This window comes from Achromobacter veterisilvae (assembly GCF_900496975.1).
GTDB lineage: Bacteria > Pseudomonadota > Gammaproteobacteria > Burkholderiales > Burkholderiaceae_B > Achromobacter > Achromobacter veterisilvae.
The window spans coordinates 48737-71551 of record NZ_UFQC01000010.1; the positions used below are offsets into that span (position 1 = coordinate 48737).

A 22815-nucleotide genomic window follows, 5' to 3' on the forward strand; every position below is an offset into this window, starting at 1 on the left:
GACCATCCGATACGCCAGCAAGGCGGCCCGTCTGCTAGCGCAGCCAACTACCCAGCCTTTTTCATCGCGGGCAAGCTGCCTCTGTGTTCAACGACATGGAGCGCAGCAAAGATGCACGCCGCCAAACTCAACTCGGCTCGTACCGCGCCGTCTAGCAAGCCGGTACATACTACCGAAACCTACAGCGCCACCCTGCCCGGCGTGGGTTATGCCCGCGCCCCCGTCGTATCCGGCGTGCTGGGCATAGCGGTTTCGACGTTGTGGGCCTGGACCGCCCAGGGCCGTTTCCCCAAGCCCGTCAAACTGTCGCCTCGCGTCAGCGCCTGGCCGGTGGCCGACGTGCGCACCTGGCTAGCAGATCCTGTCGCATGGCAGGCCGCTAACACTGCGGAGGGCTGACCATGGCCGTTTCCGGAAACAGTGCAGAAGCACAACGGGGGCGCTTGTTGGCAGCGTTGGAACGAGGCCCCGTCGATACCGTCAGGGCTTATCGCGAACTGGACATCCTCCATGTGCCACGTCGTGTCTTCGAGCTCCGCAAGCAAGGGTACGACATCAGCACTCACTGGATGGAGCGCTACACCGAAGCGGGTGTGCCGCATCGCGTCGGTGTCTATGTGCTCGGGGGCGCTAGATCGTGAACGCTGTTCTGGCATATACCGCCTTCGCTGCCGCAACAACGGTAGCCCGGGGTGGAAGCCGGAAATTCGATGGGCGGACAACCGCCGTCAGGCGGTATTTTTGCGTCCGTATGCCTTTGCGCGCCTTTTTCTATGGGCGGGCCTTGGGTGGGGTGCGCTTGCGCACGCCGGTGTCCTATCGAGCCGGTCTTCCAACCCTGCCTTGTGCCCGCCCACTCCATTTGGAAGTGGGGAGCGGGTCTAACGACTTGATAGGGGGCGCCATGCGTCCCAATGCCCTCGCTCGTCCTGAGCAAACATCTTCCCCTGCAATCCATCAATTGGCCGCCGACGCCGGTCGCAGCGGAGTAGCGGCGTGGCTAACTCAAAACAAGCTCACGCTGGCGCAATGCCGAGACCAGCAGCGCGCATCGTTCCTGCTGGCGCTGGGTTGCTCCCAAACGCCTGAATTCCTGACCCTGTGCCAGGGCTTTGACGAGGGCTTTTCGGCAGGGCTGGCCGCTTTCATCGCGGGCGCGCGCCATGACTAAGACATCGTTGCGTTGCAAGCCCGGTGATCTAGTCATGATCGTTCGAGCGAAAACGCAGGCATTTCTGGGACGCGTCGGTAGATGTTGAGAATGCCTGCCGACAAACATGGCGGGCATTTTTCTATCCATCATCACCCGTCTGTGGCCCTCCTCTCAGGAAGAAGGCGTTAAACATGCGCACAAGCGCGCTGTATATTTGCTTACCGCGAAGCTAGGAGATACAACGTCGTGACTTCATCAGACACGCGTATCGGATTCAAATACCGCAGTGGTAGTGCGAACACGCTCGATCGTGATTTGGAGTCGTTGCAAAATTCGACTTTTTTTGCAGCGGTCAGATCCACCTTGAATGACCCTTTCGAGGGTCGCTTCGATCGTAGAGCTTATGACATCCAGTTCTCAGCGCTGAAGTCATTGATTTCAGGCGCTGCGCCGGCTGCTTCAGCAAAACTGGACGCTGTTTCGCAAGCCGCGGAGAAGGTGTTGGAGTTTGTGGATAAAAGCGGCGTATTCTCTCTAAGCTTCAACCCTCTGCAAGAGCTGATGTGGGCACATTATGGCGGCTCCCATCAGGGCTTCTGCATAGGCTATGAGATCGAAACACTTGTCGCGTTTGAGCCGTCAGCACATCAAATCTTAGACGTTCAGTACAGCGACGAAATCCCAGCACTATGCACCACTGATCTGACCTCTAACTCGTCGAGCGGCCTTCTGCGGAAAATGCTTGGGATGAAATCCAAGCCATGGGGGTATGAAGAAGAAGTTCGAATCGTTACGCATCCAAGCCTGCATGAGTATGACTATCGAGCGGTACAAGTAGTGTACTTTGGCCTGCGATGCGCGGAAGACGTGACTGACTCGGTCATGAAGGCTTTAGCTGGCCGCGGAGTTCGGTATTTTCAGGTGGTCAGCCCCCCTGCATCTTATGCGTTGAAATCCAAGGTCATTCCGGATCGATATGCAGATGCGCCGAAGTATCTCGATAACCTCGCACCGATTGGTGAGGGAGCAATCTATCCTGATTACTTAAAGCCCGATCAGAAACAATACACTGACTACCTCTACAAAGCGGCGGAAATTGTTAGACGGGAACCCTATTGCCAGGAGGTAGTGAACGTCGATATCAGTCAGCATAAAAGCGCACCAGGCAACCCTGTCATCTTTGTGCAATATTTGCGCGGACCCGCGAAGTTTGTCAGCTTATACCTAACGCTACCCGAGATCGAAAGGGGGTATGCCGCGCTTGGCATCGGCAACGGCTGATACGTCTTAGACACAGCAGCTCAATTTCGCGGTGCTACGCCTCGTCCACTGGAAACGGCATAGGTTAATCGTTCCAAATTTCTCGTTCGCTACATCAATGCGCTCCCCAAACAGGCTCCACGATCGTAGATCCTTTTTCAAATACATGTCGGCCGATGTGGCGCGACTCGTCCTCACCAACTGCACCCTACGCTGGAGCTCACCGATACTCTTTAACGATCCGTTCGATGTGCCAAGGGAGCTTTCCTTCGGAATCACCGGGGAGGCGCTCCATTTGGCAGTGGGGCGAAAATTGACGCAGCTTATCGAGTCTCCTCCGGACGACACGACGCAGATGGATCCTACGCTGCGCGTCGTGGTCGAAACGGTCAAACGTGGCATCCCAGCAAAATTGAAGGCCGAGATGCTTTCCGGCCTTCAAGATATCGGGCGCGAGGAACGCTCAGAGGGAGGGGGGATGGATGCAATGCGCAACCTCTGGAGGCGCTTGCTTCCGGACCATCGAATTCTCTGCCTCACCGAAAGCGCCGCTCATACTGCGATGTGGTATCACTATGCAGACAAATATCGCGGGATCGTCCTGGAGTTTGATTGCATCGATGAGCTCGAAAGTCCATGGCTCATCGCAAAACCAGTGACATATTCTGAGAAAAAGCCGCAGATATACTCCGCGGAGGGATGGGCAGAAATCATGTGCCTACGCCAAGATCTTGCAGTCAAGGCCCTTCTGGATGTCGCGACTTACACTAAATCGTCCGATTGGAAGTACGAATCCGAGTGGAGAATCGCTTCTTCCAAGCGACCAGCGGATACCGGCAACTTTACTGACTACAAGTTTGATCGCCGGGAGCTCAGCGCCGTGTACTTTGGCCCATTAATTTCTCCCGAAGCCCGCCTATCGGTAAGTCTCGCAGCCAAAGCGTTCCCCCATGCCAAACTCTGGGATGTGTCAATCGGCATGAGTCGCGAACTCGTTTTCCGAGCGCACGCCCACGCTTAGCCCGGTGAACTTTCAACTTCACCAATACCGGTACCCTGGAGTGTATTGGCCCGCTAGTCCTGCGTCGAGGCATGTCTCGACGCAGAGTATGATGACCAGGGCAGGCTCGGACGTAATACCTGCCTCCGACATGGCGAAACCGAGATGGGCTGCTGATGCGAGGTTGCCGGTTTCCTGACACAACAAAACCGGCCTTGCCCTACCCCTTTGTCGGGGGGGTAATTGACTTTGGACCCGAGGTGTTCAGCGCCCGTAGCGGAGTTGGCTAGGCGGTGAAACGCCACTCCATTGCGTTGAGCTGGGCGGAGCCGCAAGGGTGCTGATCTTGACGAGTTCAGGCAAACCGGTCGTCCCCAATCGTCTAGCGTCCTGTCAGGCCGTCCAGGTCCAGTGGCGCATTTCTGACGGTATTTTTGACGGCATGTCGAAAGACAAAAAATCGCACATCAAGTATTCATACGGTTTTCAAGTCGATGATTCGTTCCGGCCCCGGGCACCAGAATTTGAAAGCCGTTGGCATTTTTGCGCCAACGGCTTTTTTCATGGCTGGGCGAGGTTTGGCGTTTGACACCCAACTATGGCGACGACATTTGCCCCTGGGAGAGTCAGACACCCGGGAAACGTCTCTTCAAACCGTACCGACATTTCGTAGGGGTGTCTGACACAGGGCAGCACCGTGCGCACTTTCGCCCCCGCTACACCAAAGCGCCCGACGGCTCCCGGAATCGCTCGACGATCATGGCCACCGCGGGTTTGTCCAGCGATTGCACCGCATAGCAAAGACCTACGCGGCGCGACATTTCCAACCCGTCCATAGGTCGGATCTCGACACCGGCCTGGCTGCGCGCCAGGGATTCGGGTGCCACGCAGATGCCTACTCTGGCTGCCGTCAATTCCAGCGCCAAACGCAGCGACCCCGCGTGCGCGGCTGGCATGTTTGCCGCTGCGCCATAGAAGGGGAGAAGGCGCTGATGTGTTGGATGGTTCGGGCATACGATCCATGGCAATGCGGCATCGGCACCGATGCCTTCGGGGATGGCCAGAACGTAGGGGTCCACGGACAGCGTCAAGAACAGCTCGTCCTCGCAGCGCTCGTCTTCGGTCGCCAGTCGAGCATCGCCGTCGCAGCCTTCGAGCAGGCTCACAAAAAGCGCCGGCACCGCTTGCCGCGCCGCGTGCACGAAAGCGACGATGTCTGGTCCTGCAATATCCGCCCCGACGCCGATAGCGATTCGCGAGGTATGCGAGCCATGGCGGAACTGGTGGGTCATCGAGTCCGTTTGCGACAGGATGCGGCGCGCCTGCGGGTACAGGATACGGGCGTCCTCCGTCACGGCGACACCTCGCGCCTGGCGCATGAACAATTGAGTGCCCAGCAAGTCTTCCAGGCTTTTGATCGTTCCCGACAGGGCGGGCTGGCTCAGATGGAGGCGACGGGCGGCGACCGTTATGTTGCGCTCTTCGAAGACGGCGACAAAAGCCTTGAGTTGGCGGCTATCCATAAGTTTCTCCGATTCCTCTCAAAAGAATAAACCATTTCTCAAGGGTTATTTGCAGCCATAGAATTGAGAACAGCACTAAAGCATATGTAAAACCGATACCTGGAGTCCATCATGTCTTCCTTGAAAAAGCCCCTCGTCATCATCACGGGAGCCAGTTCCGGCATTGGGCTGGCCACCGCCCGCCTGTTCTCGGCACACGGCCATCCCCTGCTGTTGCTGGCTCGCCGGCTGGAAAAAATGCAGGCACTGAACCTGCCCCACACCCTGGCGCTGTCCGTGGATGTGACCGATCGCGCCGCGCTGGCCGCCGCCGTCCAGGAAGGCGAAAACCGTTTTGGCCCGGCCGATGCCCTCATCAACAACGCGGGCGTCATGCTGCTGGGCGACATTACCCGCCAGGATCCGGACCAATGGGACCGCATGTTGGATGTGAACGTCAAAGGCGTGCTGAACGGGGTGCATGCCGTCGCGGCGGGAATGGTCCAGCGCAAGCGCGGCAACATCATCAATATCAGTTCGGTGGCGGGCCGCAAGACTTTTCCCAACCATGTGGCCTATGTGGGCACCAAGTTCGCCGTGCACGGATTGTCGGAGAACCTGCGCGAAGAACTGTCGGCGCACAATGTGCGCGTGACGACGATCGCGCCGGGCGCCGTGGAAACCGAGTTGCTGGGCCATACTACCGATGAAGGCATCAAGACGGGCTATGAAGCCTGGAAGGCCGAGATGGGCGGCAAGGTGCTGGCCGCCGAGGACGTGGCCAACGCCATCCACTACGCCTATTCGCAGCCGGATGGCGTGTGCGTGCGTGAAATCGTCCTGGCCGCCACGCGGCAGCAAGCGTAATTCGCAAGTTGCGATCAGGGAGAACCAGGAGGGTCACGCCATTGAACAAGCTGGAACAGCAACTGGTTTTCTTGAGAGAGATTGATCGACTGAAAGCCGTCACCCGGCAGTCGCCACTGCTTGATGGAAGCCGGAGGGAAAATTCGGCCGAGCATTCATGGCACTTGGCCATGTACGCCTTGGTGCTGAGCGAGTACGCATGCGGATCGATCAATGCACATCGAGTCATGCAAATGCTCTTGCTGCATGACATCGTCGAAATCGATGTCGGCGATTTTCCGATCCACGGCGGGACATCGAGCGAAATCCAGGCCGAGCAGGAGGCCCGGGCTGCGGAGCGGATATTCGGCTTATTGCCGCAGCCGCAAGCCGACGCATTCCTTGGTCTTTGGCAAGAATTTGAGCGCGCTGAGACCGAGGACGCGAAGTTCGCAAAGGCGCTCGATCGATTTCAGCCTCTTCTTACGAATGTGTTCACCGACGGCGGCACTTGGAAGGAAAGCGGCGTTTCGCTTGAGCAGGTGCTTGCCCGGTATGGGCCTGTCATCGCCAGGGGCGCCCCGCAACTATGGGTAGTCTGCGAGCGATGGGTAGCCCGGCATTTTCAGGAGAAATGATGGATAGCGCGATGGAGTGATCGCCTATCCATTGTTTGGGAAACCAAGGCTCAGGCAGGCAATTGCCGGCGCTGGCGGGAGTTTTCGAAGCCTCGGTCCAGGGTCGCGCGTTCGGTGTCGGCCACGGCCAGACGCCATGGCCTGACGGGCGCCGGGGTATTGGCCGTGTCGATGGGCGGATCGCTGCGCACGACGAAATAGGGCTGGAAGCGCTGCAGGCATTCGACTGAGCCCCAAGCCGCGCCGACGCAGGCCGGTAGCGCCCGGCCGGAAGCCTGGAATGCTTGCACCGCGCGATGCACACGATCGTCCGCGCACTGGTCCCGCAGCACGTCCGGATTCTGGGGGGCTAACGCGATGTCCGCCAGTTGGAGCATCGCGGCGCATGAAGGCGGCATCTGGTGGGCGGCTTGGGCTGGGGTCGCAAGATCCGCGTAGGCGGCATGCCGCAGCGGATGCGTGGCATGGATGTGCGGTCTGTCGGATGCGGCTATCGGCAACAGCATACGGATCCTCCAAGGAAAGCAAGGGGCTTGTGCGCTAAACCCGCGTCTTGCGTCGTGACCAGATCCAGCCGGCTTGCAATGCTGTCCCCAGCACGAAGAGGGCAAACCATGAGGCCAGCGTGCCGAGCAGGATCGGCGATTGCAGGTTGGCGGCCAGCGGATGCGCGGGCGGGAGCCGTCTCAGGGTTTCGCCGATCCCGGGCACGCCCAGCAGGAAAAAGCTGAATGAGAACAGGAAGGCGGACAGATAAGGGTGCAGGCGAGCCAGAATCGGCATTCGATGGATGAAGACGCCAGCGCATGCGGCAAGCAGTGCGAGGACGCCCAGCACATGCCCCGCATTGATGCCGCCGGTGCTGGAAAGGCCGAAGGAGGTCAGCACCGACAAGATCAGTCCCGCAAGATAGGTTTTGCCCGAACGCGTGTTGCGGTCGATGCCGCGATGGCGCGCGAAGCTGTAGAGCCCCGCGGCGAGCGGGATCAGGCTGATCAGCGTATGGCCTATGCCTAGTGGCGAAAGAGAGTGGGACATGAAGGTTCGCTCCTGATGGCGCTGATTGGGATCGAGCGCAGGCCTCCGTTGTGGGTGGCTGCTGCTTCGATATTCAATCAACTAGTTGGTTGGTTAGTGCGATAAAAAAAAGCCGACCCATCTGGATGGGCGGCATGTACTTCATGCTTCCGGCGCAAGCCGGCGGATCGCCGCCTGCGTGATGGATTCGAATATCGCGGGGTTGTCGAAGGCCCGGGCGGACAGCATGGCGCCATGCACGGTGGCCATGAAGGCGTTGGCCTCGACGGCCGCGGTGTCCTGGAGGCGGAATTGCCCGGTGGCCGCGCCTTTCTTGAGCACGGATTCGAGCCAGGCGGACAAATCCCGGAAATACCCTTGCACTTCGTCCGCGACTTCGCGGGGGACGGCCGGCAGTTCGGCGGCCAGCATGGCGCAGATGCATATGGGAGAGGTCGCGTCCCGGATGCACGCCGTCCAGTAGCCGGTGTAGGCATCGAGGCGCGCGCGCGGATCCGCGACTTGCTTGTCCAGCGCGGCCAGGCCAGCCCGGGACTGCGCCCGGTGCTGGACGACCACGGTCAAAACCAGTTCGGCTTTGCTGGGGAAATGGTGGTGGATGCTGGCCTTGCCGATGCGCACCCGATCCGAAATGTCGGCATAGCTAAAGCCGTTGTAGCCCCCCGCGGCGAGCAGGATCTTCGCGTGCTCGGCGATCTCGGCGGCCCTGGGCGAAAGTTCTGTGTCCATGTCTATCGTCGGTGTTGGCTGGTTGCAAAGATGCCCGCGGCAGGCCTGGATGGGGCGGCCGATGAGCGTGGCAAGGAAACCAATCTACTAGTTGGTTGGTTATTCGTCAAGTCTGCTGTTTGATATGCCATGCGATCCGGGGCCGGGTGTCTGGCACCCGGGAAACGTCTTTTCAAGCCGTATCGTCATCTCGCAGGGGTGCCAGACACCGGTGCGAGCCGCCTGTCCGCGCTCCGCGTCAGTACTTTCCGCGGCGCCTGCCGGCTTCAATCTCCAGGCGGCGCGCCCCTCATGTAGGTTCAAAAATCATCAACCAACAGGCGCTGGATAGTCGTTAGACTGGCCCCTCCCCTAGACGGCAAGAAAATGCGCGCGCGGATTTTCCCAGGCGCGGCCATGACGGAGACACAGGTGCTTGGATCTCAGTTGATTATCCGTTCGCTGCATCGCCTGGGCGTCAAGACAATCTTCAGCTTGTCTGGCAATCAGATCATGCCGCTCTATGATGCCTGTCTCGACGCTGGTATCCGCATCATCCACGTGCGGCATGAGGCGGCCGCCGTTTTCATGGCCGACGCGTGGGCCCAGATTACCGGAGAGCTTGGAGTCGCGATGCTCACGGCGGCGCCGGGCATTACCAATGGCCTCGCGCCCCTTTATTCGGCGTCGCAGGCGGAAAGCCCGGTGTTGCTCATATCCGGCGATTCCTCCGTGGGGGAAGACGGCTCGGGCGCGTTCCAAGAGCTGGACCAGGTCTCCATCACCAGCCCGCTGACCAAACTCTCGATCCGTCCGCTGACCGTACAGGAACTCTATCCCGCGCTCGACAATGCAGTCGGCCAGGCGCTCGCGCCTCGGCGCGGGCCGGTCCACCTGGCGCTCCCTTTTGACTTGTTGACGGCCGAGACGGGCCTGAAGGAACTGCCCGAACCGGCTGCCAGCCGGGCGGCCGCCCCGATCGACGCGAGCAGCCTGGAAAGGCTCGCGGCGCTTGTGACTGGCGCGGAACGCCCCCTGGTCCTGGCGGGACCGGCTGGCGCGCGATCGCACATGCGCGCAGCCTTCGATAAGCTGGAAGAGGCGCTTGGGGTTCCCGTCGTCCCGATGGAAAGCCCCCGCGGCCTCAAGGACCCTTCCCTGGGCTCCCTGTCCGAGATCATTCCCCACGCAGACCTCATCGTGCTGGCAGGAAAGTGCCTGGACTTCACGTTGGGGTTCGGCGGCACGCGCGCGCTTGGCGAGCATGCCCGGGTCGCGGTGATCGATCCCGATGCCAGGATGCTCGAACGCGCGGGCCGCCTCCTCGGCGAGCGCCTCGCGCTCACGCTCCAGGGTGAGCCCGTGGCGGTGCTTTCCGCGCTGCGGGCAGCGCGACCGGCGGCCGAGCGTAGCGCGTGGCGCGCGCGGGTGGACGGGGCGCTCCGGAACCGCGCCAGCCACGGTCTCGCCGCCTCCGCGGGCGCCCCGCTGGGGCCGCGCGCGCTCTGCGAAACGGTGCAGACCTTCCTGGCGTCCGTGCCCGATCCGGTCCTGGTCTGCGACGGTGGCGAGTTCGGCCAGTGGGCGCAGGCATTTTGCACAGCCCCCACCCGCATCATCAACGGGATGTCCGGGGCAATCGGCGCGGGCGTCTGCTACGCGATCGCGGCGAAGATCGCCCGGCCCGACGCGACGGTGGTCGTCCTCATGGGTGACGGCACCGCGGGCTTTCACTTGATGGAGCTCGACACCGCCGTTCGTGAAAACGCCTCGATCATCGCGGTGATCGGCAACGACCTGCGCTGGAATGCGGAGCACTTGATCCAGGTGCGCACGTACGGCCCGCAGCGGCTGATCGGCTGCGAGCTTTCGCCGACGGCGCGGTACCACGATGTGGCGTCGGCGCTTGGAGGCGCCGGCTTCGCCGCCCATGACGCCGAAAGCCTCAAGACTGCGCTCGGGCTGGCGATCAACAGCGGGCTGCCGGCCTGTATCAACGTCTCCATGGCGGGAGAGGCCGCCCCGGCTTTTAGCGCATCGGACCCGTCCGCGACCGGTCATTGACCTCGGCGCGCCGGGCACGGTTGCAGTCCGGTTTCGTCCCTTAGAACGACAGGAGACATCCCATGATCAGCCTTTCCGGCACCCGCCCGGGTGCGTTCGCTCGCGCCGCGATTTGTCTATTCGGCGCATTTTCCAGCCTGGCATCCGCCCAGACCTATCCCGCCAAGCCGATACAGCTCATCGTTCCATTCAGCGCGGGCGGCGACGCCGATATGGCGGCCCGCAATCTGTCCGCCGCCGCGCAAGGCGCCCTGGGGCAGCCTGTCGTCGTGGTCAACAAGGCAGGAGCGAACGGCGCGATCGGCTCTACCGCCGTGAAGAATGCCGCGCCCGACGGCTATACGCTCCTGGTCGGCCGGATCGGATCCCAGGTGTTGCTGCCCGCGCTGCAACCGAAGACGACTCCGTACACTTCCCAAGATTTCACCTTCATCGGGCTGCTGGAACTGAATCCGGTGGTCTGTGTGGTGCATCCGGACAGCCCGTACAAGACTTTCGGCGACCTGACGAATGCGTTGAAGGCGCACCCCGGGATGCTCAACTACAGCCATTCCGGCCCGGCGACGGTGCAGAACCTCGCGCCCCAGTTGCTGCTCAGCAATCTTGGGCTGAAGGCGGACGCCGTGGTAAGCGTTCCGTACAAAGGGGGCAACGAGGTAGCGCTGGCGGTGCTCAGCAAGGACGTCGACTTCGCCTGCAATAACCTGAGCTCGATGACCGGCATTCTTGCAAGCGGAAAGCTGCGTGCCCTGCTGACGACCACGCCGGAACGCATTGCGCAGTTTCCGGACATACCGACCGCGCGCGAGTTGGGGTTCCCTCAGCTAGAGGCGGTCATAGGCTGGAGCGGGCTTTTCGGGCCGCCCGGGATGAACCCGGAAGCCGTCGACAAATGGGCGTCTGCGCTGAAACAGATTGCGCGGGATCCGAAGTGGGTAGCCGGAAATGCCAACTTCGGGGGTATTCCCCACGTGCTGTCGCCTGCCGAGACCGAGCGGTACATCCGCCAGGGGGACGCGATCTATGCCGACCTGGTGGCCAAATCGGGGCTGCAAATCAACTAGCCGCGAGCGCGCTGCGCCGGGGCAGGTCCTTCGGCGCCGCCGAATGCCGGGATGGCATCTCGAAGAAAACTGACGAAGGAGGACACGGTCCGAGGCACCCGCGCCGTGTAGGGCCGGACCGCATAGAGCCGCTCCGCGTAGTCTCCGACCACACGCCAGGCTGGCAGGACCTCGACCAAAACCCCGCTGCGCAAGGCCTCGCCCGCGCTGAAATCCGGCAGCAGCGCGATCCCGAGCGAGCCGGCCGCCGCTTCCCGCAGCACTTCGCTGTTGTTCGCCGTGAAGCTTCCCGACACCGGCACCACCACGCTTTTCCCTCCAGCGCGCGACTCGAATGACCAGGTGGCGCCGCCGCTGCGCCGGAGGTAGTGAAGGCAGTTGTGGCCCGCGAGATCGAGCGGGGTCCTCGGCGTGCCGTGCTTGGACAGGTATGCCGGCGTCGCGACGAGCACCGAGCGTGTCTCGCAGATCACCGACGCCACGTGCGTCTCCGGCACGCCGGCGACGTGCCGGATGGCCAGGTCGAACCCCTCGGTGGCCAATGACGCCAGATGATCGCTGAGTTCCAACTGGATCCGGACATCGGGGAAGCGGCTCAGGAACCCAGGTATCAGCGGCGCGATGATCTGGCGTCCCAGCGCCACGGGAGCGGTCACGGACAGCACGCCACGCGGCGCATCGGACAGGTCCCGCACCGCCGAGAAGCCTTCCTCGATGCGGAGGTAGGCCTCGGCGGTCTGGCCGGCCAGACGCTGCCCGGCTTCGGTCAGGCTGACACTGCGGGTCGTGCGGCGCACGAGGGGAACCCCGGCCGCCTGCTCCAGTTCGGCAATCCGCTGGCTCACCGATGCCTTGCTGATCTGCAAACGGCGGGCGGCGGCCGTGAAGCTGCCGGTATTGGCCAGCACTCCCAGGCAGTGAATGTGTGACCAAAGGTCTTCCAGGCGTCTTGTTCTCGTCATGCCTTCTTCCGTTGTTCGAAATGCCAAACACTGATTCCAGCGCCGCGGTCTCGACGGCCGGCTGGCGATGGGCGACATTGCCAGCTCTCGCATGCCGTTCTTGAGCACAGGAGCAAACCATGAACACAGCAAAGGCCAGCACCGCCTCCCGCGATGCCGGGCACTTCATCGCCGGCAGTTACGTCGAGGGCACGGGCAGCCGCCAGCCGATCTTCAATCCGGCCACTGGCGCGGTCGCGAAGCACGTGGCGCTGGCCACGCCGGACGAAGTCCGTCGCGCGGTGGACAGCGCGCAGGCGGCATTTCCGCAATGGGCGGACACGCCTCCGATCCGCCGCGCGCGCGTGCTGTTCAAGTTCCTCGAGCTGATGAACAGGCACCGCGACGAACTCGCCCACATTATCACCGCCGAGCACGGCAAAGTGTTCACCGATGCCCAGGGCGAAGTCGCGCGCGGCATCGACATCGTGGAGTTCGCCTGCGGCATCCCCCAACTGCTGAAGGGCGACTACACGGAACAGGTTTCCACCGGCCTCGACAACTGGACGCTGCGCCAGCCGCTGGGGGTCGTGGCGGGCATCACGCCTTTCAATTTTCCGGTGATGGTGCCGATGTGGATGTTCCCCGTGGCGATCGCGGCGGGCAACACCTTCGTGCTCAAGCCCAGCCCGACGGACCCCAGCCCGTCGCTGCGCATCGCCGAGCTGCTGCTGGAAGCCGGCCTGCCCGAAGGCGTGTTCAACGTGGTGCAAGGCGACAAGGTGGCGGTGGACGCCCTGCTGGAACATCCCGACGTGAAGGCGGTGAGCTTCGTCGGCTCCACTCCGATCGCCAACTATATTTACGAGACCGGCGCCCGCCATGGCAAGCGCGTGCAGGCCCTGGGCGGCGCCAAGAACCACATGGTGGTGATGCCCGACGCCGACATCGACCAGGCCGTGGACGCGCTGGTCGGCGCGGGCTACGGCTCGGCCGGCGAGCGCTGCATGGCGATCAGCGTGGCGGTGCTGGTGGGCGACGTGGCCGACCGGCTGCTGCCCAGGCTGATCGAGCGCACGAAGGCGCTGAAGGTGCTGGACGGCGAGAACCCGGCTGCCGAAATGGGCCCGATCGTGACCCGCGCCGCCCACGAGCGCATCAGCGGCTACATCGCCTTGGGCGAACAAGAGGGCGCGAAACTGCTGGTGGACGGCCGCGGCTTCCAGGGCGCCCAAGCCGGCGCGAACTGCGGCGGCGGCTTCTGGCTGGGCGGCACCCTGTTCGACCACGTCACGCCCGACATGCGCATCTATAAGGAAGAAATCTTCGGCCCGGTGCTTGGCTGCGTGCGCGTGAAAGACCTGAAGGAAGCGGTGGACCTCATCAACGCCCATGAATTCGGCAACGGCGTGGCCTGCTTCACGCGGGACGGCAACGTGGCGCGCGAGTTCAGCCGGCGCATCCAGGTGGGCATGGTCGGCATCAACGTACCGATCCCGGTGCCGATGGCCTGGCACGGCTTCGGCGGCTGGAAGCGCAGTCTGTTTGGCGATATGCATGCCTACGGCGAGGAAGGCGTGCGCTTCTACACCCGGCAGAAGTCGATCATGCAGCGCTGGCCCGAGAGCATCGGCAAAGGCGCCGAGTTCGCGATGCCGACGGCGAAGTAGACCCGATCGCCTGGCGCGGCCCAACCGCGGCGCGCCGGCGGCGTCTTTCACGACGCCGAGATCCAGCCGCGGTAGAGGGCGCCGGCGCCCGCGATGGCGAGCAGCACCAGAATGGCTCGTTTCAGCAAGCCGGGGGACACGAGAGTCCTGAGGCGCGACCCCGCATAAAGGCCGGCGAGCGACACCGGAAGCAGGACCGCGGCGGCCGACAGGATGTCCGCTTGCCCGTAAAGTCCGGCCGCGCCGAAGGCCGCCGCCCGCAGGACCCCGCTCGACAGGATGACGACCGAGATCGTTGCGCGGAACTGGTCCAGCGCGTCGAGCCGGCGCGAAAGATAGATGGTGTAGATCGGCCCGCCGGTGCCGAACAGCGCGCTGAAAATTCCGCCGAAGACGCCGAATGGAAGCGCCCAGTATGCATGCAGCGGAACGCTCGTCTTGGCCGGCGAGCCTCGCAGCCCTCTGATGCACACGGCCAGCACGAAACCGCCCAGAAGCATCAAGGGCCATCGGGCGCCCGCGTTGTGCAGCAACGTGACCCCCAGCCCGATGCCGAGCAGCAGCCAGGGAAAAAGCCGCTTGAGCTCGTCGAGCGAAACCCGCCGCCAGTTGCTGCCGCCCACCAGCGCGGTGCAGGCCAGGTCGAACAGGACGACGAGCGGCACGGCGAATTGCAAAGGCATGAACTGGACCAGAACCGGCACGGCCACCATGGCCGCGCCGAATCCCGTCATCCCGAAGACAGCGTAGGCGACGAAGATGACGGGAACGACAAAAGCGAGAGTTTCGACGGGCATCATGCGGGCAGGATGGGCTTGAGGGACACGGAATGCAATGGGAGCCCCGGAAATGGCTGGGGCGGGGGGCTCAACTGGCGGTGATCTTCTTCTTTTCCACCAGCGCCTTCCACTTGGCCGACTCCCGGGCGATCTCGTCTTTCAGCTCGGCCGGCGCCGCGATGGTCGCATACATGCCCTGGTCCGCCAGATAGCGCTTCATGTTCGGCTGTTCGACCGCTTCCCTGGCGTCGGCCAGGAGCCGATCGACCGAGGATCCAGGCGTTCCCGCCGGCGCCATCAGCGCGAACCAGCCGGTGAACTCGAACCCCGGCACGCCATCCTCCGCCGTGGTCGTCACGTCGGGAAGCAGCGGGGAGCGCTCCTTGCCCGTGACGGAGAGCGCCCGCAAGCGCCCGCCCTTGAGCAAAGGGGAAATGGCGTTGATGTTGCCCACGGCGACTTCGATGACGCCCGCCATGAGGTCCGTGTAGGCGGGGCCTTCACCCTTGTAGGGAACATGCATGAGTTCGATGCCGGCCGCATCGGTAAAGGCTTCGCCCGCCATATGAGTCTGGCTGCCCACGCCGGCGGACGAAAAACTGAGCTTCCCGGGCCGGGCCTTGGCGTATTCGATCAGTTCCCGGGTGTTTTTCACGGGAAGGCTGGCATTGACGGTGACGACCATGGGGCCGCTGGCAATCTTGCTGATGGGGCTGAAGTCGTCCAGCGAGTACGGCAGCTTGCTGTAGATGAATTGGTTGACGGTGAACATGCTGCCCGATGCGAGCAACAGCGTATAGCCATCCGCCGGAGAACCGGCGACGGCCTGCGCGCCCACGCTGCCGCCGGCGCCCGCGCGGTTCTCGACGATCACGCTCTGCTTCAGGCCCTTGCCCAGTTCAACCGCGAGCGCGCGGCCCAGTAGATCGGTGGCTCCGCCCGCCGAGAACGGAACGATCATCCGTATGGCCTTGTCCGACGGCCATTGCGCCCACGCTGGCCTCGCCAGAAATGGCGAAAGCGCCAGGCCGGCGCCCATGGCCTTGACGATGCGGCGGCGTGTAGTTGCGGATTGCGTTGTGTTTTTCATGACTCTGTCTCCTTCAGTTCGCGGGGCGGCGAGGCCTGCCGGGTTCCGCAGGCAGACGATTCGCCAGGCAACAACCATCCCTCGGGCCGAGAGGCCCGATTCCTTCGGTAAGGACTGCGGGGGTTCTTATTGGCGGACTACTAGCCGGAGCCGGCCTTCTCCGTAGGCTCGCGCTGGCCGGCGCACACCGACTTCAACGCCTCAAGCAGCAACTGCGAGAGGTGGGATCGCGGGTTTTCCTTCGGGGCCAGGATGCCCAGCCGCCGGGTGATGGTCGGCGAGCCGAACGGGATGACACGGATACCCGGCGGGAACTCGTTCCTGCCCCGCCTGGCCGGCACCACCGACGCGCCCAGGCCGTTGGCGACCATGGCGATGACCCCTTCGAGGTTGTCGATCTCCATGGTCGAGCGCACGGTTATCCGCCTGCGCACCATCTCTTCCTGCACGAGATGTCCCACCCGGGCCGAACGATTGAACCGGACATAAGGGGTTTGTTCCAGAATCTCCTGGTCGCTCGCGCCCTTCACCGAACGGTGCGCAATGACGACCAGTTCCTCCTCCACGAACGGCAGAAAATCGAGGCCCGACCTGGGCGCGTCGGGCTCGGTCACGATCGCCACGTCCAGTTGGCGGTGGTAGATGGCCCGTTCCAGGTCATGCGTCAGTCCCGTCGTGACATGGACTTCCAGGCCGTGCCCCTGTTTTTGCAGATGGCGCAGGGCGAGCGGCAGCACGCCCGATACACAGGTATGGACGCTGCCCAGCTTGAGCAATCCCGCCGACGTCCCTTTCTTGAGCGAGGCGCTCATGCTCTCCCAGTGCGCGATCAGGTCGCGGGCCCGGTGCACCAGCGCAAGCCCCGTATCCGTCAGGATCGGCGGACGGCGGCTGCGGTCGAAGATCGTGATGCCGAGTTCGTCCTCAAGCGCGCGAACCTGCATGCTCACCGCCGACAGCGACAGGCCGATCGTGTTGCCGGCCTCGGCGAAACTGCCATGGTCTGCAATCGCTATCAGCGTGTAGAGCGTCCGGATATCCATGCAAGATACGTCCTCGTAGAGACCAGCGTTGAAAGGCGGGGGGACGAAGCGTTAGATGCCAAGCAGCCTTTGCGCGTTGCCGCCCATGACCTTCTTCAGGTTATCTTCCTTGATCGGCAGCTTCTCGAACCATTCCTTGTATCCCAGCACCGGGCAGAACGGGAAGGAGCTGGCGTAGAGCATCCGATCCGAGAGAAAACCGTCGGCCGCCTTCAGGTATTCCTCCCAGCCGGGCATGCGGGAGAAATACATGTCGGGAGCCAGCCACAGGTTGGGCCGCCGGAAGCCCAGGTGCAGGATCTCGTTGACCCACGGCCATCCGCCGTGCGCCACCACGACGTTCAGGTCCGGGAAATCCGCAAGGACCCGGTCGGTCCGGATCGGATCCGAATAGCTCAGGTCCGGGCCCGCCGTGCCTCCGACCATCATGATCACCGGCACGCCGATGTCCTCGCAGTGACCGTAGATCGGGTAGAGGCGCCGGTCGTCGGCATACATGGGTATCGGGTAGGAGCCGGGTTCGATGTTGATCAGCCTGAACCCGTCCTCGACCGCCTGGCTGATCGTCTGGCATGCCTTGCGCCGGTCGGTCGGGTCGATGGAGGCCGCCCCGATGAACCGGCCCGGGTGGCCGGCCACGATATTGCGGACGTCCTCGTTGGACACGCTTCCCAGCACCCCCGCCAATCGGCCCACGACCACGCCGCGATCGATCCTGGCGGCGTCCATCTCCTGGAGGAGCAGGTCCATCGACTGCCGCTGCGCGGCCGCGGAAGGCTCGAAGCCCACCGTCCGGGTAAATCCGTCGCGGCGCTCTCCCGCCGAGTACATCAGCGTATTCAGGAAGCCGCCCACGGGAGGCCTGAGGCGAAAATCGATGATCATTGCAGTGTCTCTATCCGAAAACTCGTTGCGGGGGCCGTGCAGTACCGCGCCTACATCACCTCGTCCTTGCGATTGTCCGTCTCGCCGTAGCGGTGCAGCGCGGGGGGCTTCAGCCCCGCATAGAGCTTCTCGATACCCGCGTTGATCGTTTCGGCGTGCTGCGCGAAGAGCGAGTTGCCGTCCAGGTCGCTTTCAACGATGAAAGGCCCGAAGTTTTCGACGTCGAACAGCCACATCGCCTGAGCGATGCCGAGTTCGTCCAGCCAATGTACCTCGCGCACGCGCTTGATGCCGCGGCCCAGCAACGCGCCCGTGCCATAGCCGACGGTCGTCAGGTAGATCGCGCCGCCCGGCGCCAGCACCTTCTTGTAGTCGTCGGCGGGCATGCCGCCCTTGCCGATCAGGATGCGGCAGTCTGTCCGTTCCAGCCATCGGGGAATCCACTTGGAGAACCGGAACGACGCGGTGGCGGTGACGGCGCCCACGTTGTAGCCTCCGCGGCCGTCCGGCGCCGCGGCCGGCGAACAATGGAAGTTGACATTGCTGATGGACCGCAGATCCACCGGCAGTGGCAGACCTTCGTCCAGGACCTTCTTGTAGATGCCTTCGCGGGCCGTGTACACCACGCCATTGAGATAGACCGCCGAGCCGAGTTCGAGCTTGGCGATGTCCTCCCGCCTGGCCGGCAAGTCGAGGTGAAAGACCTTGATTCCGTCGTCGTTGCTTACCATTCGACCGTCTCCCGGCGCATGTAGGGGGTGAACCACTGGGGATCGGTGCGGTACTGGATTTCCCCGTCGGCATGAATCCTCGCGGTGGCGCGGCGCGAAGACAGGCAGAACGTGTGCAGGCTGATGGGCATTCCGCCGGTGTGGGTGTACCCGCATTCGATGTGGCAGTCGACCACCATGCCGGAGCCCACGAAACCCATCGCGCCCATGCCGATGGAGTTTCCCAGCGCCATCAGTTCCAGCTCCAGTTCCGCCACCTTGGGGTCGGGATTTCGGTCGCCCACCGTCCGCAGGCACGCGGCCTGCTTGCCCAGTTGCATACAGGTGTCCTTCGACCCGCCCAACCCGATGCCGACGATGGCCGGCTGACACGCCAGCCCGCGCTTGCCGAAGGCGATCAGCGTATCCAGCACGAAGCGCTTGATGCCGTCGATGCCGTCGCCGGGGAACAGCATCCGGTAATCGGTGCCGAACAGGCCGCCCTTGTGCACCGTCGTGATTTCTATCCAGTCGGCGTCGGGCTCGAAGGACCACTCGATCTCGGGCGCGTTGATGCCGACGTTGTTGTTGTGGTCGGTGCGCCAGAGCGGATGCACGCGATTGGGCCGCAGCGGAATGGTGGCCGTCCCCTCGGCCGTCGCATGGCGCAGGGCGCGTTCCACCGCGACGAAGCCGGCGTCGACCGAGGCGTTGTTGCCTACCTTGACGTAGTACCGCGGAAGGCCGGTGTCGGCGCACATGGGGCGCCGGTCCTGGTCGGCGGCGTCCCAGTTGTCGACCATGGCATGGATGACAAAGCGCGGCAGCTTGCCGGTTTCCTTTTTCTGCAGCTCCTGGACGCCCTGCCTGTAGTCGGCAGGAATCTCGATCGCCGCGCGGCGCATGATCTCCAGCGCCGCCTCTTCAACTTTCTGGACAGGAATTCTCATGGTTGGGGATGCCTCAGTTCTGGGGGGTTCCGGGCTCGCCTTCGATGAGCGATTCGCCGGGCTTTACGATGTCGAAAGAAACCGGAACCATCTCCAGCCGCACGTCGCCATCCTGCGCGCTCACGCGCGTGTAATGGCTGGCGTGCAGATCCCCCGGTTCGGGGAAGTCCTCGCGGAAATGCGCTCCGCGGCTGTTCTCGCGCGCGAGCGCCGAGACCGTGATGACTTTGGAGATATCGACCAGGCTTTCGAGATTGAGCCAGTCGTGCCAGGTGAGGTTGTAGCGCCGGTCGCCGTCCGCCACGCCGATGCCGCGCAAGGCGCCACGGTGTGCCGCCACGGCTTCCAGGCCGTGCTCCATCGCCTCGCGATGGCGCAGCACCCCGACGTCGTCCCACATCGTCTGGGCGAGCGCATCGCGCAGTTCGTGAATGCGCCCCGCCGGCCTGGAAAATGGAAACTCGGCGCGCTCGACCCCTTGCGCGATGACCCGGTTGTCCGGGTCGCGCCACTGCCCTTCCTTCGCGACATATGCGGCCATCGAGTCGCCGGCGATCCCGCCGAACACCGTGGAGTTGGCCACCCCGTTGCCGCCCAGCCGGTTGGCGCCGTGCACCCCGCCGCAGTCTTCGCCGGCCGCGAAAAGGCCAGGCGAGGCGGTCGAGCCGTCCACGTTGAACTCGACGCCGCCCATCAGGTAGTGGGCAGTCGGAACGACCTCGACCTGGCCGCCGGCCAGATCGAATCCGCAGTCCTTGCAACGGTTGACCATGCCGGGGAAGGTCTTGGCCACCTTGTCGGGGCCCAGATGGCTCATCTGGATGTAGACCCCGCCCATCGGCCCCGTGCGCCCGGCACGCATCTCGGCGTAGATGCCGCGGCTGACCACGTCGCGCGTGGCCCGTTCGCCGCGCTTGTCATAGTTGTTCATGAACCGCTCGCCGTTGCCGTTGAGCAGGTAGCCGCCGGCGCCGCGCAGCCCTTCTTCGAGCACCGTGCCCGTCATCCGGGTGTCCGGTCCGCCGAGCAGGCCGGTCGGATGGAACTGCACCATTTCCATGTCCCGCAGCTTCAGCCCGTAGCGCAGCGCCATGGCCAGGCCGTCGCAGGTCTTGTCGCCGGAAGGCGTGTGGTACCGGTACATCGTAGGGCCGGCGCCCGTGGCCAGAAGCACGGCCTTTGCCTGGATGAGCCGATAGGTGCCCGCCCGCATGTCGATGAACAGGACGCCCGAGATGCCGGAACCGTCGGCCGCGGGAATCAGTTCGATGGCGCGGTGTTCCTCCAGTTCTTCGATGTCCAGCCCCCGCACCTGCTCCATCAGCCGATTGATGATTTCGATGCCCGTCAGATCGGCCTTGTGCACGGTGCGGTCGAAACTCTGGCCGGCGAACGCCTTGGAATGCAGCGAGCCATCGGGATTGCGGTCGAAGAAGCAGCCGATCTCGTTTTCCAGTTCGCGCACCCGTTCGACCGCGCCTTCGACCAGCCGCCATGCCAGATCCTGGCGCGGCAGCCATTTGCCGCCTTCGATGGTGTCCATGAAGTGGCGCTCCACCGAGTCGCCCGCGGCCAGCGCGACGTTGTAGCCGCCCTGGACCATGCGGGTACAGCCGCATTTGCCAAGCAGCCCCTTCACGGTCACGGTCACCTTCAGGGCGGGGTTCGCCTTCTTGGCATGCAGCGCCGCGAACAGGCCCGCGCCGCCGGTGCCCAGCACCAGGATGTCTGTCTTGTGAATATCGATCCGCACGTCAGATCACTCCAGAGATGAACACCAGGCCCGTCGCCATCGAGACCGCAAAGCCCCACCCGATCCAGGCGATGCGCGCGTCCCGCGTCGAATTCCAGGGCAGAAGCTCGAGCGCGAGAAGGCGCAGCCCGAAGAACATGTGGAGGGTGAGCAGCAGCACCAGCCCCCATTCGCCGACCTTCATCGCCGGCATCTCGGCAAGCTTCAAGAACCCGTCAAGCCGCGCTTCGTCCAGCGCCATGGCCAACACGTAGAAGTGGGCGGGCAGGAACAAGGCCAGCGCAAGGCCCGAGAGGCGATGCCCCAGAAAGGCCCAGTAGGCCCGGTGGTTGCGGGCTGACTTCATTGCGCGAGCCCTCCCACGGCCGCGACCGCGCGCAGGCCCAGAACGAGCAGGCCCGCGCCGAACGCCAGCCCAACGGCGGACGCCGGCTTGCGGCCGATCCGGAGCCATTCGATCAGGATGTTGCGGACGCCGATAGGAACGTGGATCGACACGCTCGCCACGAACAGGCCGTAGAAAGCGATCCAGAACCAGTTCCCCTGGGTGCGCGAGAGAATTTCCCCCGCGGTCAGGCCGCCGCGGACCGCATAGATGATGAGTCCGACGTGCACGAAGACGAAGGGCGCCATGACCACCGCCGTGAGGCGCTGGAACGCAAAGAGGCGGGCTTCCATTTCAGCCCCCTTTGAGCAGGCTCAAGAGGGAGCTGCGCTTCAGCCCTGCGATGCTGCCGGTGGGACTCAGGCTCACCGGACAGTGCGTCATACAGCTTCCCTGGGTATGACAGGAATTGCAGCCGCTGCCGGAGGTGGCCTTGTGCAGCACATCCTTCGGATCGGCATGCCGTTCGTCATTGAACAGCGTCCATGCCCTGTTCAGGGCGGCGGGGCCGAGATATTCCTTGTCCCAGGAAACCACATCGCAGGCCGCGTAGCACACACCGCAATTGATGCATTCGATGGCCGCGTCCGCCAGCTTTCGTTTCTTGCTCTGGGGCAAGACCGTCGCCGGCGGATCGTTGCGCGTGGCCGTGCCGACAAAGGTGTTTCCCGCGCGAGCCCACTTCTGGAAGAACTCGCGCATGTCGACGACGAGGTCCTTGATCCGCGGCATGTTGCGCAACGGCTCGATCACGATCACGCCCCCTTCTTCCACGCGGCTCACGTGGGTTCGGCACGTCCAGCGGGGCTTGCCGTTGACCGTCATCGCACAGGACCCGCACACGCCGACGCGGCATGCGTAGCGATAAGACAGGCCGGGCTCCTGCGTCCGTTGGACTTCGGTCACGACGTCCAGGACCGTCTGGTTCTCCCGCCACGGGACCGAGTAGGTCGAAAAGGTTCCGTCTTCGGTTCCCCGAGAGATACGGACCGTGAGTTGCCTCTGATGTGTGGAATGCTTGCTGTCCATTTTCCGCCCTCGGGCGATACGCGACGCCCATGAGCAGAATTCTGAAGCTTGCATATGGTTGAAGCAATATGGATTTAGTTGATATTTTTTGAAGTTATTTTTGCCCTTTTCAGAGGGCGGAATGGCGATCGGGCGCCTTCCACGCCGACGCATGTTCAACGGCACGGGAAATCCCACACGTTCAATTAAATCGAAAAACACTTTCGACTGGGCGGCATTCCCCTGCATAGCCCGGCGCCGCACAATCGCCATGAGTCTCCTCGGCTTTCCTTGCCGAAGAGATCGATAAGAACAAATGACCTCATGC

At 63.3% G+C, this 22815-nt stretch carries 26 protein-coding genes; 11 read left to right on the forward strand and 15 right to left on the reverse strand.

All coding sequences use genetic code 11. The features are described 5' to 3' along the window. Positions 1 to 111 precede the first annotated feature (111 nt). From AVE30378_RS11065 to AVE30378_RS11095, 6 genes are all read left to right on the forward strand, one after another. Positions 112 to 399 carry a helix-turn-helix transcriptional regulator gene (locus tag AVE30378_RS11065; protein WP_129240907.1) on the forward strand — a complete coding sequence of 96 codons (288 nt, stop codon included), beginning with the start codon at positions 112 to 114 and terminating at the stop codon, positions 397 to 399. 2 nt (positions 400 to 401) lie between these two features. Beyond that, positions 402 to 641 (forward strand): helix-turn-helix domain-containing protein, encoded by a 240-nt coding sequence (locus AVE30378_RS11070; RefSeq protein WP_129240908.1) that lies wholly within the window; start codon positions 402 to 404, stop codon positions 639 to 641. A gap of 263 nt (positions 642 to 904) precedes the next feature. Next, a complete protein-coding gene (locus AVE30378_RS11080) occupies positions 905 to 1171 on the forward strand; it encodes a hypothetical protein (RefSeq protein WP_129240909.1) in 267 nt (88 codons plus the stop codon). Between the two features lie 228 nt (positions 1172 to 1399). Beyond that, a complete protein-coding gene (locus AVE30378_RS11085; RefSeq protein ID WP_129240910.1) occupies positions 1400 to 2434 on the forward strand; it encodes a DUF2971 domain-containing protein in 1035 nt (344 codons plus the stop codon). Positions 2435 to 2579: 145 nt separating this feature from the next. Further along, the gene (locus tag AVE30378_RS11090) at positions 2580 to 3434 is read left to right on the forward strand and encodes a DUF2971 domain-containing protein (RefSeq protein WP_165360152.1); all 855 of its coding nucleotides are present in this window, start codon (positions 2580 to 2582) and stop codon (positions 3432 to 3434) included. A 316-nt stretch (positions 3435 to 3750) separates the two neighbouring features. Further along, complete coding sequence (locus tag AVE30378_RS11095) at positions 3751 to 4002, forward strand: hypothetical protein (protein WP_129240912.1); 252 nt, start codon at positions 3751 to 3753, stop codon at positions 4000 to 4002. 127 nt (positions 4003 to 4129) lie between these two features. Here AVE30378_RS11095 and AVE30378_RS11100 read toward each other — a convergent pair whose 3' ends face one another. Then, positions 4130 to 4936, reverse strand: coding sequence for a LysR family transcriptional regulator (locus tag AVE30378_RS11100; RefSeq protein WP_129240913.1), 807 nt, complete (start codon positions 4934 to 4936; stop codon positions 4130 to 4132). 111 nt (positions 4937 to 5047) lie between these two features. Here AVE30378_RS11100 and AVE30378_RS11105 point away from each other — a divergent pair, with 111 nt between their 5' ends. Together AVE30378_RS11105 and AVE30378_RS11110 are read left to right on the forward strand one after the other, a co-directional pair. After that, on the forward strand, positions 5048 to 5782 hold the full coding sequence (locus AVE30378_RS11105) for an SDR family oxidoreductase (protein WP_129240914.1): 735 nt from the start codon (positions 5048 to 5050) through the stop codon (positions 5780 to 5782). Between the two features lie 41 nt (positions 5783 to 5823). Continuing rightward, on the forward strand, positions 5824 to 6399 hold the full coding sequence (locus AVE30378_RS11110) for an HD domain-containing protein (protein ID WP_129240915.1): 576 nt from the start codon (positions 5824 to 5826) through the stop codon (positions 6397 to 6399). 50 nt (positions 6400 to 6449) lie between these two features. On the opposite strand, the gene AVE30378_RS11115 is transcribed toward AVE30378_RS11110, so the two are convergent. The 3 genes from AVE30378_RS11115 to AVE30378_RS11125 all read right to left on the reverse strand — a co-directional run bounded on the left by AVE30378_RS11115 (position 6450) and on the right by AVE30378_RS11125 (position 8166). Then, positions 6450 to 6905: a hypothetical protein gene (locus AVE30378_RS11115; protein ID WP_129240916.1), complete on the reverse strand. Its 456-nt coding sequence runs from the start codon at positions 6903 to 6905 to the stop codon at positions 6450 to 6452. Positions 6906 to 6939: 34 nt separating this feature from the next. After that, positions 6940 to 7437: a hypothetical protein gene (locus AVE30378_RS11120; protein ID WP_129240917.1), complete on the reverse strand. Its 498-nt coding sequence runs from the start codon at positions 7435 to 7437 to the stop codon at positions 6940 to 6942. A 141-nt stretch (positions 7438 to 7578) separates the two neighbouring features. After that, a complete protein-coding gene (locus tag AVE30378_RS11125) occupies positions 7579 to 8166 on the reverse strand; it encodes a TetR/AcrR family transcriptional regulator (protein ID WP_129240918.1) in 588 nt (195 codons plus the stop codon). Positions 8167 to 8562: 396 nt separating this feature from the next. On the opposite strand from AVE30378_RS11125, the gene AVE30378_RS11130 reads away from it, so the two are divergent. Continuing rightward, a complete protein-coding gene (locus AVE30378_RS11130) occupies positions 8563 to 10209 on the forward strand; it encodes a thiamine pyrophosphate-binding protein (protein ID WP_244235020.1) in 1647 nt (548 codons plus the stop codon). A gap of 62 nt (positions 10210 to 10271) precedes the next feature. After that, a complete protein-coding gene (locus tag AVE30378_RS11135; protein WP_129240919.1) occupies positions 10272 to 11273 on the forward strand; it encodes a Bug family tripartite tricarboxylate transporter substrate binding protein in 1002 nt (333 codons plus the stop codon). On the opposite strand, the gene AVE30378_RS11140 is transcribed toward AVE30378_RS11135, so the two are convergent. Further along, positions 11270 to 12235, reverse strand: coding sequence for a LysR family transcriptional regulator (locus AVE30378_RS11140; protein WP_129240920.1), 966 nt, complete (start codon positions 12233 to 12235; stop codon positions 11270 to 11272). The two genes, AVE30378_RS11135 and AVE30378_RS11140, sit on opposite strands and share 4 nt — an antisense overlap. Before the next feature lie 119 nt (positions 12236 to 12354). Here AVE30378_RS11140 and AVE30378_RS11145 point away from each other — a divergent pair, with 119 nt between their 5' ends. Then, positions 12355 to 13884, forward strand: coding sequence for a CoA-acylating methylmalonate-semialdehyde dehydrogenase (locus tag AVE30378_RS11145; protein WP_129240921.1), 1530 nt, complete (start codon positions 12355 to 12357; stop codon positions 13882 to 13884). Between the two features lie 47 nt (positions 13885 to 13931). On the opposite strand, the gene AVE30378_RS11150 is transcribed toward AVE30378_RS11145, so the two are convergent. The 10 genes from AVE30378_RS11150 to AVE30378_RS11195 all read right to left on the reverse strand — a co-directional run bounded on the left by AVE30378_RS11150 (position 13932) and on the right by AVE30378_RS11195 (position 22508). Beyond that, positions 13932 to 14684 (reverse strand): sulfite exporter TauE/SafE family protein, encoded by a 753-nt coding sequence (locus AVE30378_RS11150; RefSeq protein WP_341868031.1) that lies wholly within the window; start codon positions 14682 to 14684, stop codon positions 13932 to 13934. A 67-nt stretch (positions 14685 to 14751) separates the two neighbouring features. Continuing rightward, positions 14752 to 15753 carry a Bug family tripartite tricarboxylate transporter substrate binding protein gene (locus AVE30378_RS11155; protein ID WP_129240922.1) on the reverse strand — a complete coding sequence of 334 codons (1002 nt, stop codon included), beginning with the start codon at positions 15751 to 15753 and terminating at the stop codon, positions 14752 to 14754. A gap of 140 nt (positions 15754 to 15893) precedes the next feature. Next, on the reverse strand, positions 15894 to 16796 hold the full coding sequence (locus AVE30378_RS11160) for a LysR family transcriptional regulator (protein ID WP_129240923.1): 903 nt from the start codon (positions 16794 to 16796) through the stop codon (positions 15894 to 15896). Positions 16797 to 16847: 51 nt separating this feature from the next. After that, positions 16848 to 17681 carry an amidohydrolase family protein gene (locus AVE30378_RS11165; protein ID WP_129240924.1) on the reverse strand — a complete coding sequence of 278 codons (834 nt, stop codon included), beginning with the start codon at positions 17679 to 17681 and terminating at the stop codon, positions 16848 to 16850. 50 nt (positions 17682 to 17731) lie between these two features. Then, a complete protein-coding gene (locus AVE30378_RS11170; RefSeq protein ID WP_129240925.1) occupies positions 17732 to 18412 on the reverse strand; it encodes a fumarate hydratase C-terminal domain-containing protein in 681 nt (226 codons plus the stop codon). Beyond that, positions 18406 to 19341 carry a fumarate hydratase gene (locus AVE30378_RS11175; protein ID WP_129240926.1) on the reverse strand — a complete coding sequence of 312 codons (936 nt, stop codon included), beginning with the start codon at positions 19339 to 19341 and terminating at the stop codon, positions 18406 to 18408. Before AVE30378_RS11175 ends, AVE30378_RS11170 begins: the two co-directional genes overlap by 7 nt. Positions 19342 to 19354: 13 nt before the next feature. After that, positions 19355 to 21094 (reverse strand): L-aspartate oxidase, encoded by a 1740-nt coding sequence (locus AVE30378_RS11180; protein ID WP_129240927.1) that lies wholly within the window; start codon positions 21092 to 21094, stop codon positions 19355 to 19357. Between the two features lies 1 nt (position 21095). Further along, positions 21096 to 21440, reverse strand: a complete 345-nt coding sequence (locus AVE30378_RS11185; protein ID WP_129240928.1) for a succinate dehydrogenase/fumarate reductase transmembrane subunit — start codon at positions 21438 to 21440, stop codon at positions 21096 to 21098. Next, positions 21437 to 21772, reverse strand: coding sequence for a succinate dehydrogenase (locus AVE30378_RS11190; RefSeq protein WP_129240929.1), 336 nt, complete (start codon positions 21770 to 21772; stop codon positions 21437 to 21439). Before AVE30378_RS11190 ends, AVE30378_RS11185 begins: the two co-directional genes overlap by 4 nt. Position 21773: 1 nt before the next feature. Beyond that, complete coding sequence (locus tag AVE30378_RS11195) at positions 21774 to 22508, reverse strand: succinate dehydrogenase/fumarate reductase iron-sulfur subunit (RefSeq protein ID WP_129241056.1); 735 nt, start codon at positions 22506 to 22508, stop codon at positions 21774 to 21776. Positions 22509 to 22815 lie beyond the last annotated feature (307 nt).

Excerpts from the sequence above, each read along its gene's own strand:
- AVE30378_RS11155 (WP_129240922.1), bottom strand. The coding sequence starts at position 15,753 with ATGAAAAACACAACGCAATCCGCAACTACACGCCGCCGCATCGTCAAG.
- AVE30378_RS11130 (WP_244235020.1), top strand. The coding sequence starts at position 8,563 with ATGACGGAGACACAGGTGCTTGGATCTCAGTTGATTATCCGTTCGCTG.
- AVE30378_RS11145 (WP_129240921.1), top strand. The coding sequence starts at position 12,355 with ATGAACACAGCAAAGGCCAGCACCGCCTCCCGCGATGCCGGGCACTTC.
- AVE30378_RS11070 (WP_129240908.1), top strand. The coding sequence starts at position 402 with ATGGCCGTTTCCGGAAACAGTGCAGAAGCACAACGGGGGCGCTTGTTG.
- AVE30378_RS11190 (WP_129240929.1), bottom strand. The coding sequence starts at position 21,772 with ATGGAAGCCCGCCTCTTTGCGTTCCAGCGCCTCACGGCGGTGGTCATG.
- AVE30378_RS11120 (WP_129240917.1), bottom strand. The coding sequence starts at position 7,437 with ATGTCCCACTCTCTTTCGCCACTAGGCATAGGCCATACGCTGATCAGC.
- AVE30378_RS11175 (WP_129240926.1), bottom strand. The coding sequence starts at position 19,341 with ATGAGAATTCCTGTCCAGAAAGTTGAAGAGGCGGCGCTGGAGATCATG.
- AVE30378_RS11140 (WP_129240920.1), bottom strand. The coding sequence starts at position 12,235 with ATGACGAGAACAAGACGCCTGGAAGACCTTTGGTCACACATTCACTGC.
- AVE30378_RS11065 (WP_129240907.1), top strand. The coding sequence starts at position 112 with ATGCACGCCGCCAAACTCAACTCGGCTCGTACCGCGCCGTCTAGCAAG.
- AVE30378_RS11160 (WP_129240923.1), bottom strand. The coding sequence starts at position 16,796 with ATGGATATCCGGACGCTCTACACGCTGATAGCGATTGCAGACCATGGC.
- AVE30378_RS11135 (WP_129240919.1), top strand. The coding sequence starts at position 10,272 with ATGATCAGCCTTTCCGGCACCCGCCCGGGTGCGTTCGCTCGCGCCGCG.
- AVE30378_RS11150 (WP_341868031.1), bottom strand. The coding sequence starts at position 14,684 with ATGATGCCCGTCGAAACTCTCGCTTTTGTCGTTCCCGTCATCTTCGTC.
- AVE30378_RS11115 (WP_129240916.1), bottom strand. The coding sequence starts at position 6,905 with ATGCTGTTGCCGATAGCCGCATCCGACAGACCGCACATCCATGCCACG.
- AVE30378_RS11090 (WP_165360152.1), top strand. The coding sequence starts at position 2,580 with ATGTCGGCCGATGTGGCGCGACTCGTCCTCACCAACTGCACCCTACGC.
- AVE30378_RS11195 (WP_129241056.1), bottom strand. The coding sequence starts at position 22,508 with ATGGACAGCAAGCATTCCACACATCAGAGGCAACTCACGGTCCGTATC.
- AVE30378_RS11185 (WP_129240928.1), bottom strand. The coding sequence starts at position 21,440 with ATGAAGTCAGCCCGCAACCACCGGGCCTACTGGGCCTTTCTGGGGCAT.
- AVE30378_RS11125 (WP_129240918.1), bottom strand. The coding sequence starts at position 8,166 with ATGGACACAGAACTTTCGCCCAGGGCCGCCGAGATCGCCGAGCACGCG.
- AVE30378_RS11170 (WP_129240925.1), bottom strand. The coding sequence starts at position 18,412 with ATGGTAAGCAACGACGACGGAATCAAGGTCTTTCACCTCGACTTGCCG.
- AVE30378_RS11105 (WP_129240914.1), top strand. The coding sequence starts at position 5,048 with ATGTCTTCCTTGAAAAAGCCCCTCGTCATCATCACGGGAGCCAGTTCC.
- AVE30378_RS11100 (WP_129240913.1), bottom strand. The coding sequence starts at position 4,936 with ATGGATAGCCGCCAACTCAAGGCTTTTGTCGCCGTCTTCGAAGAGCGC.
- AVE30378_RS11165 (WP_129240924.1), bottom strand. The coding sequence starts at position 17,681 with ATGATCATCGATTTTCGCCTCAGGCCTCCCGTGGGCGGCTTCCTGAAT.
- AVE30378_RS11080 (WP_129240909.1), top strand. The coding sequence starts at position 905 with ATGCGTCCCAATGCCCTCGCTCGTCCTGAGCAAACATCTTCCCCTGCA.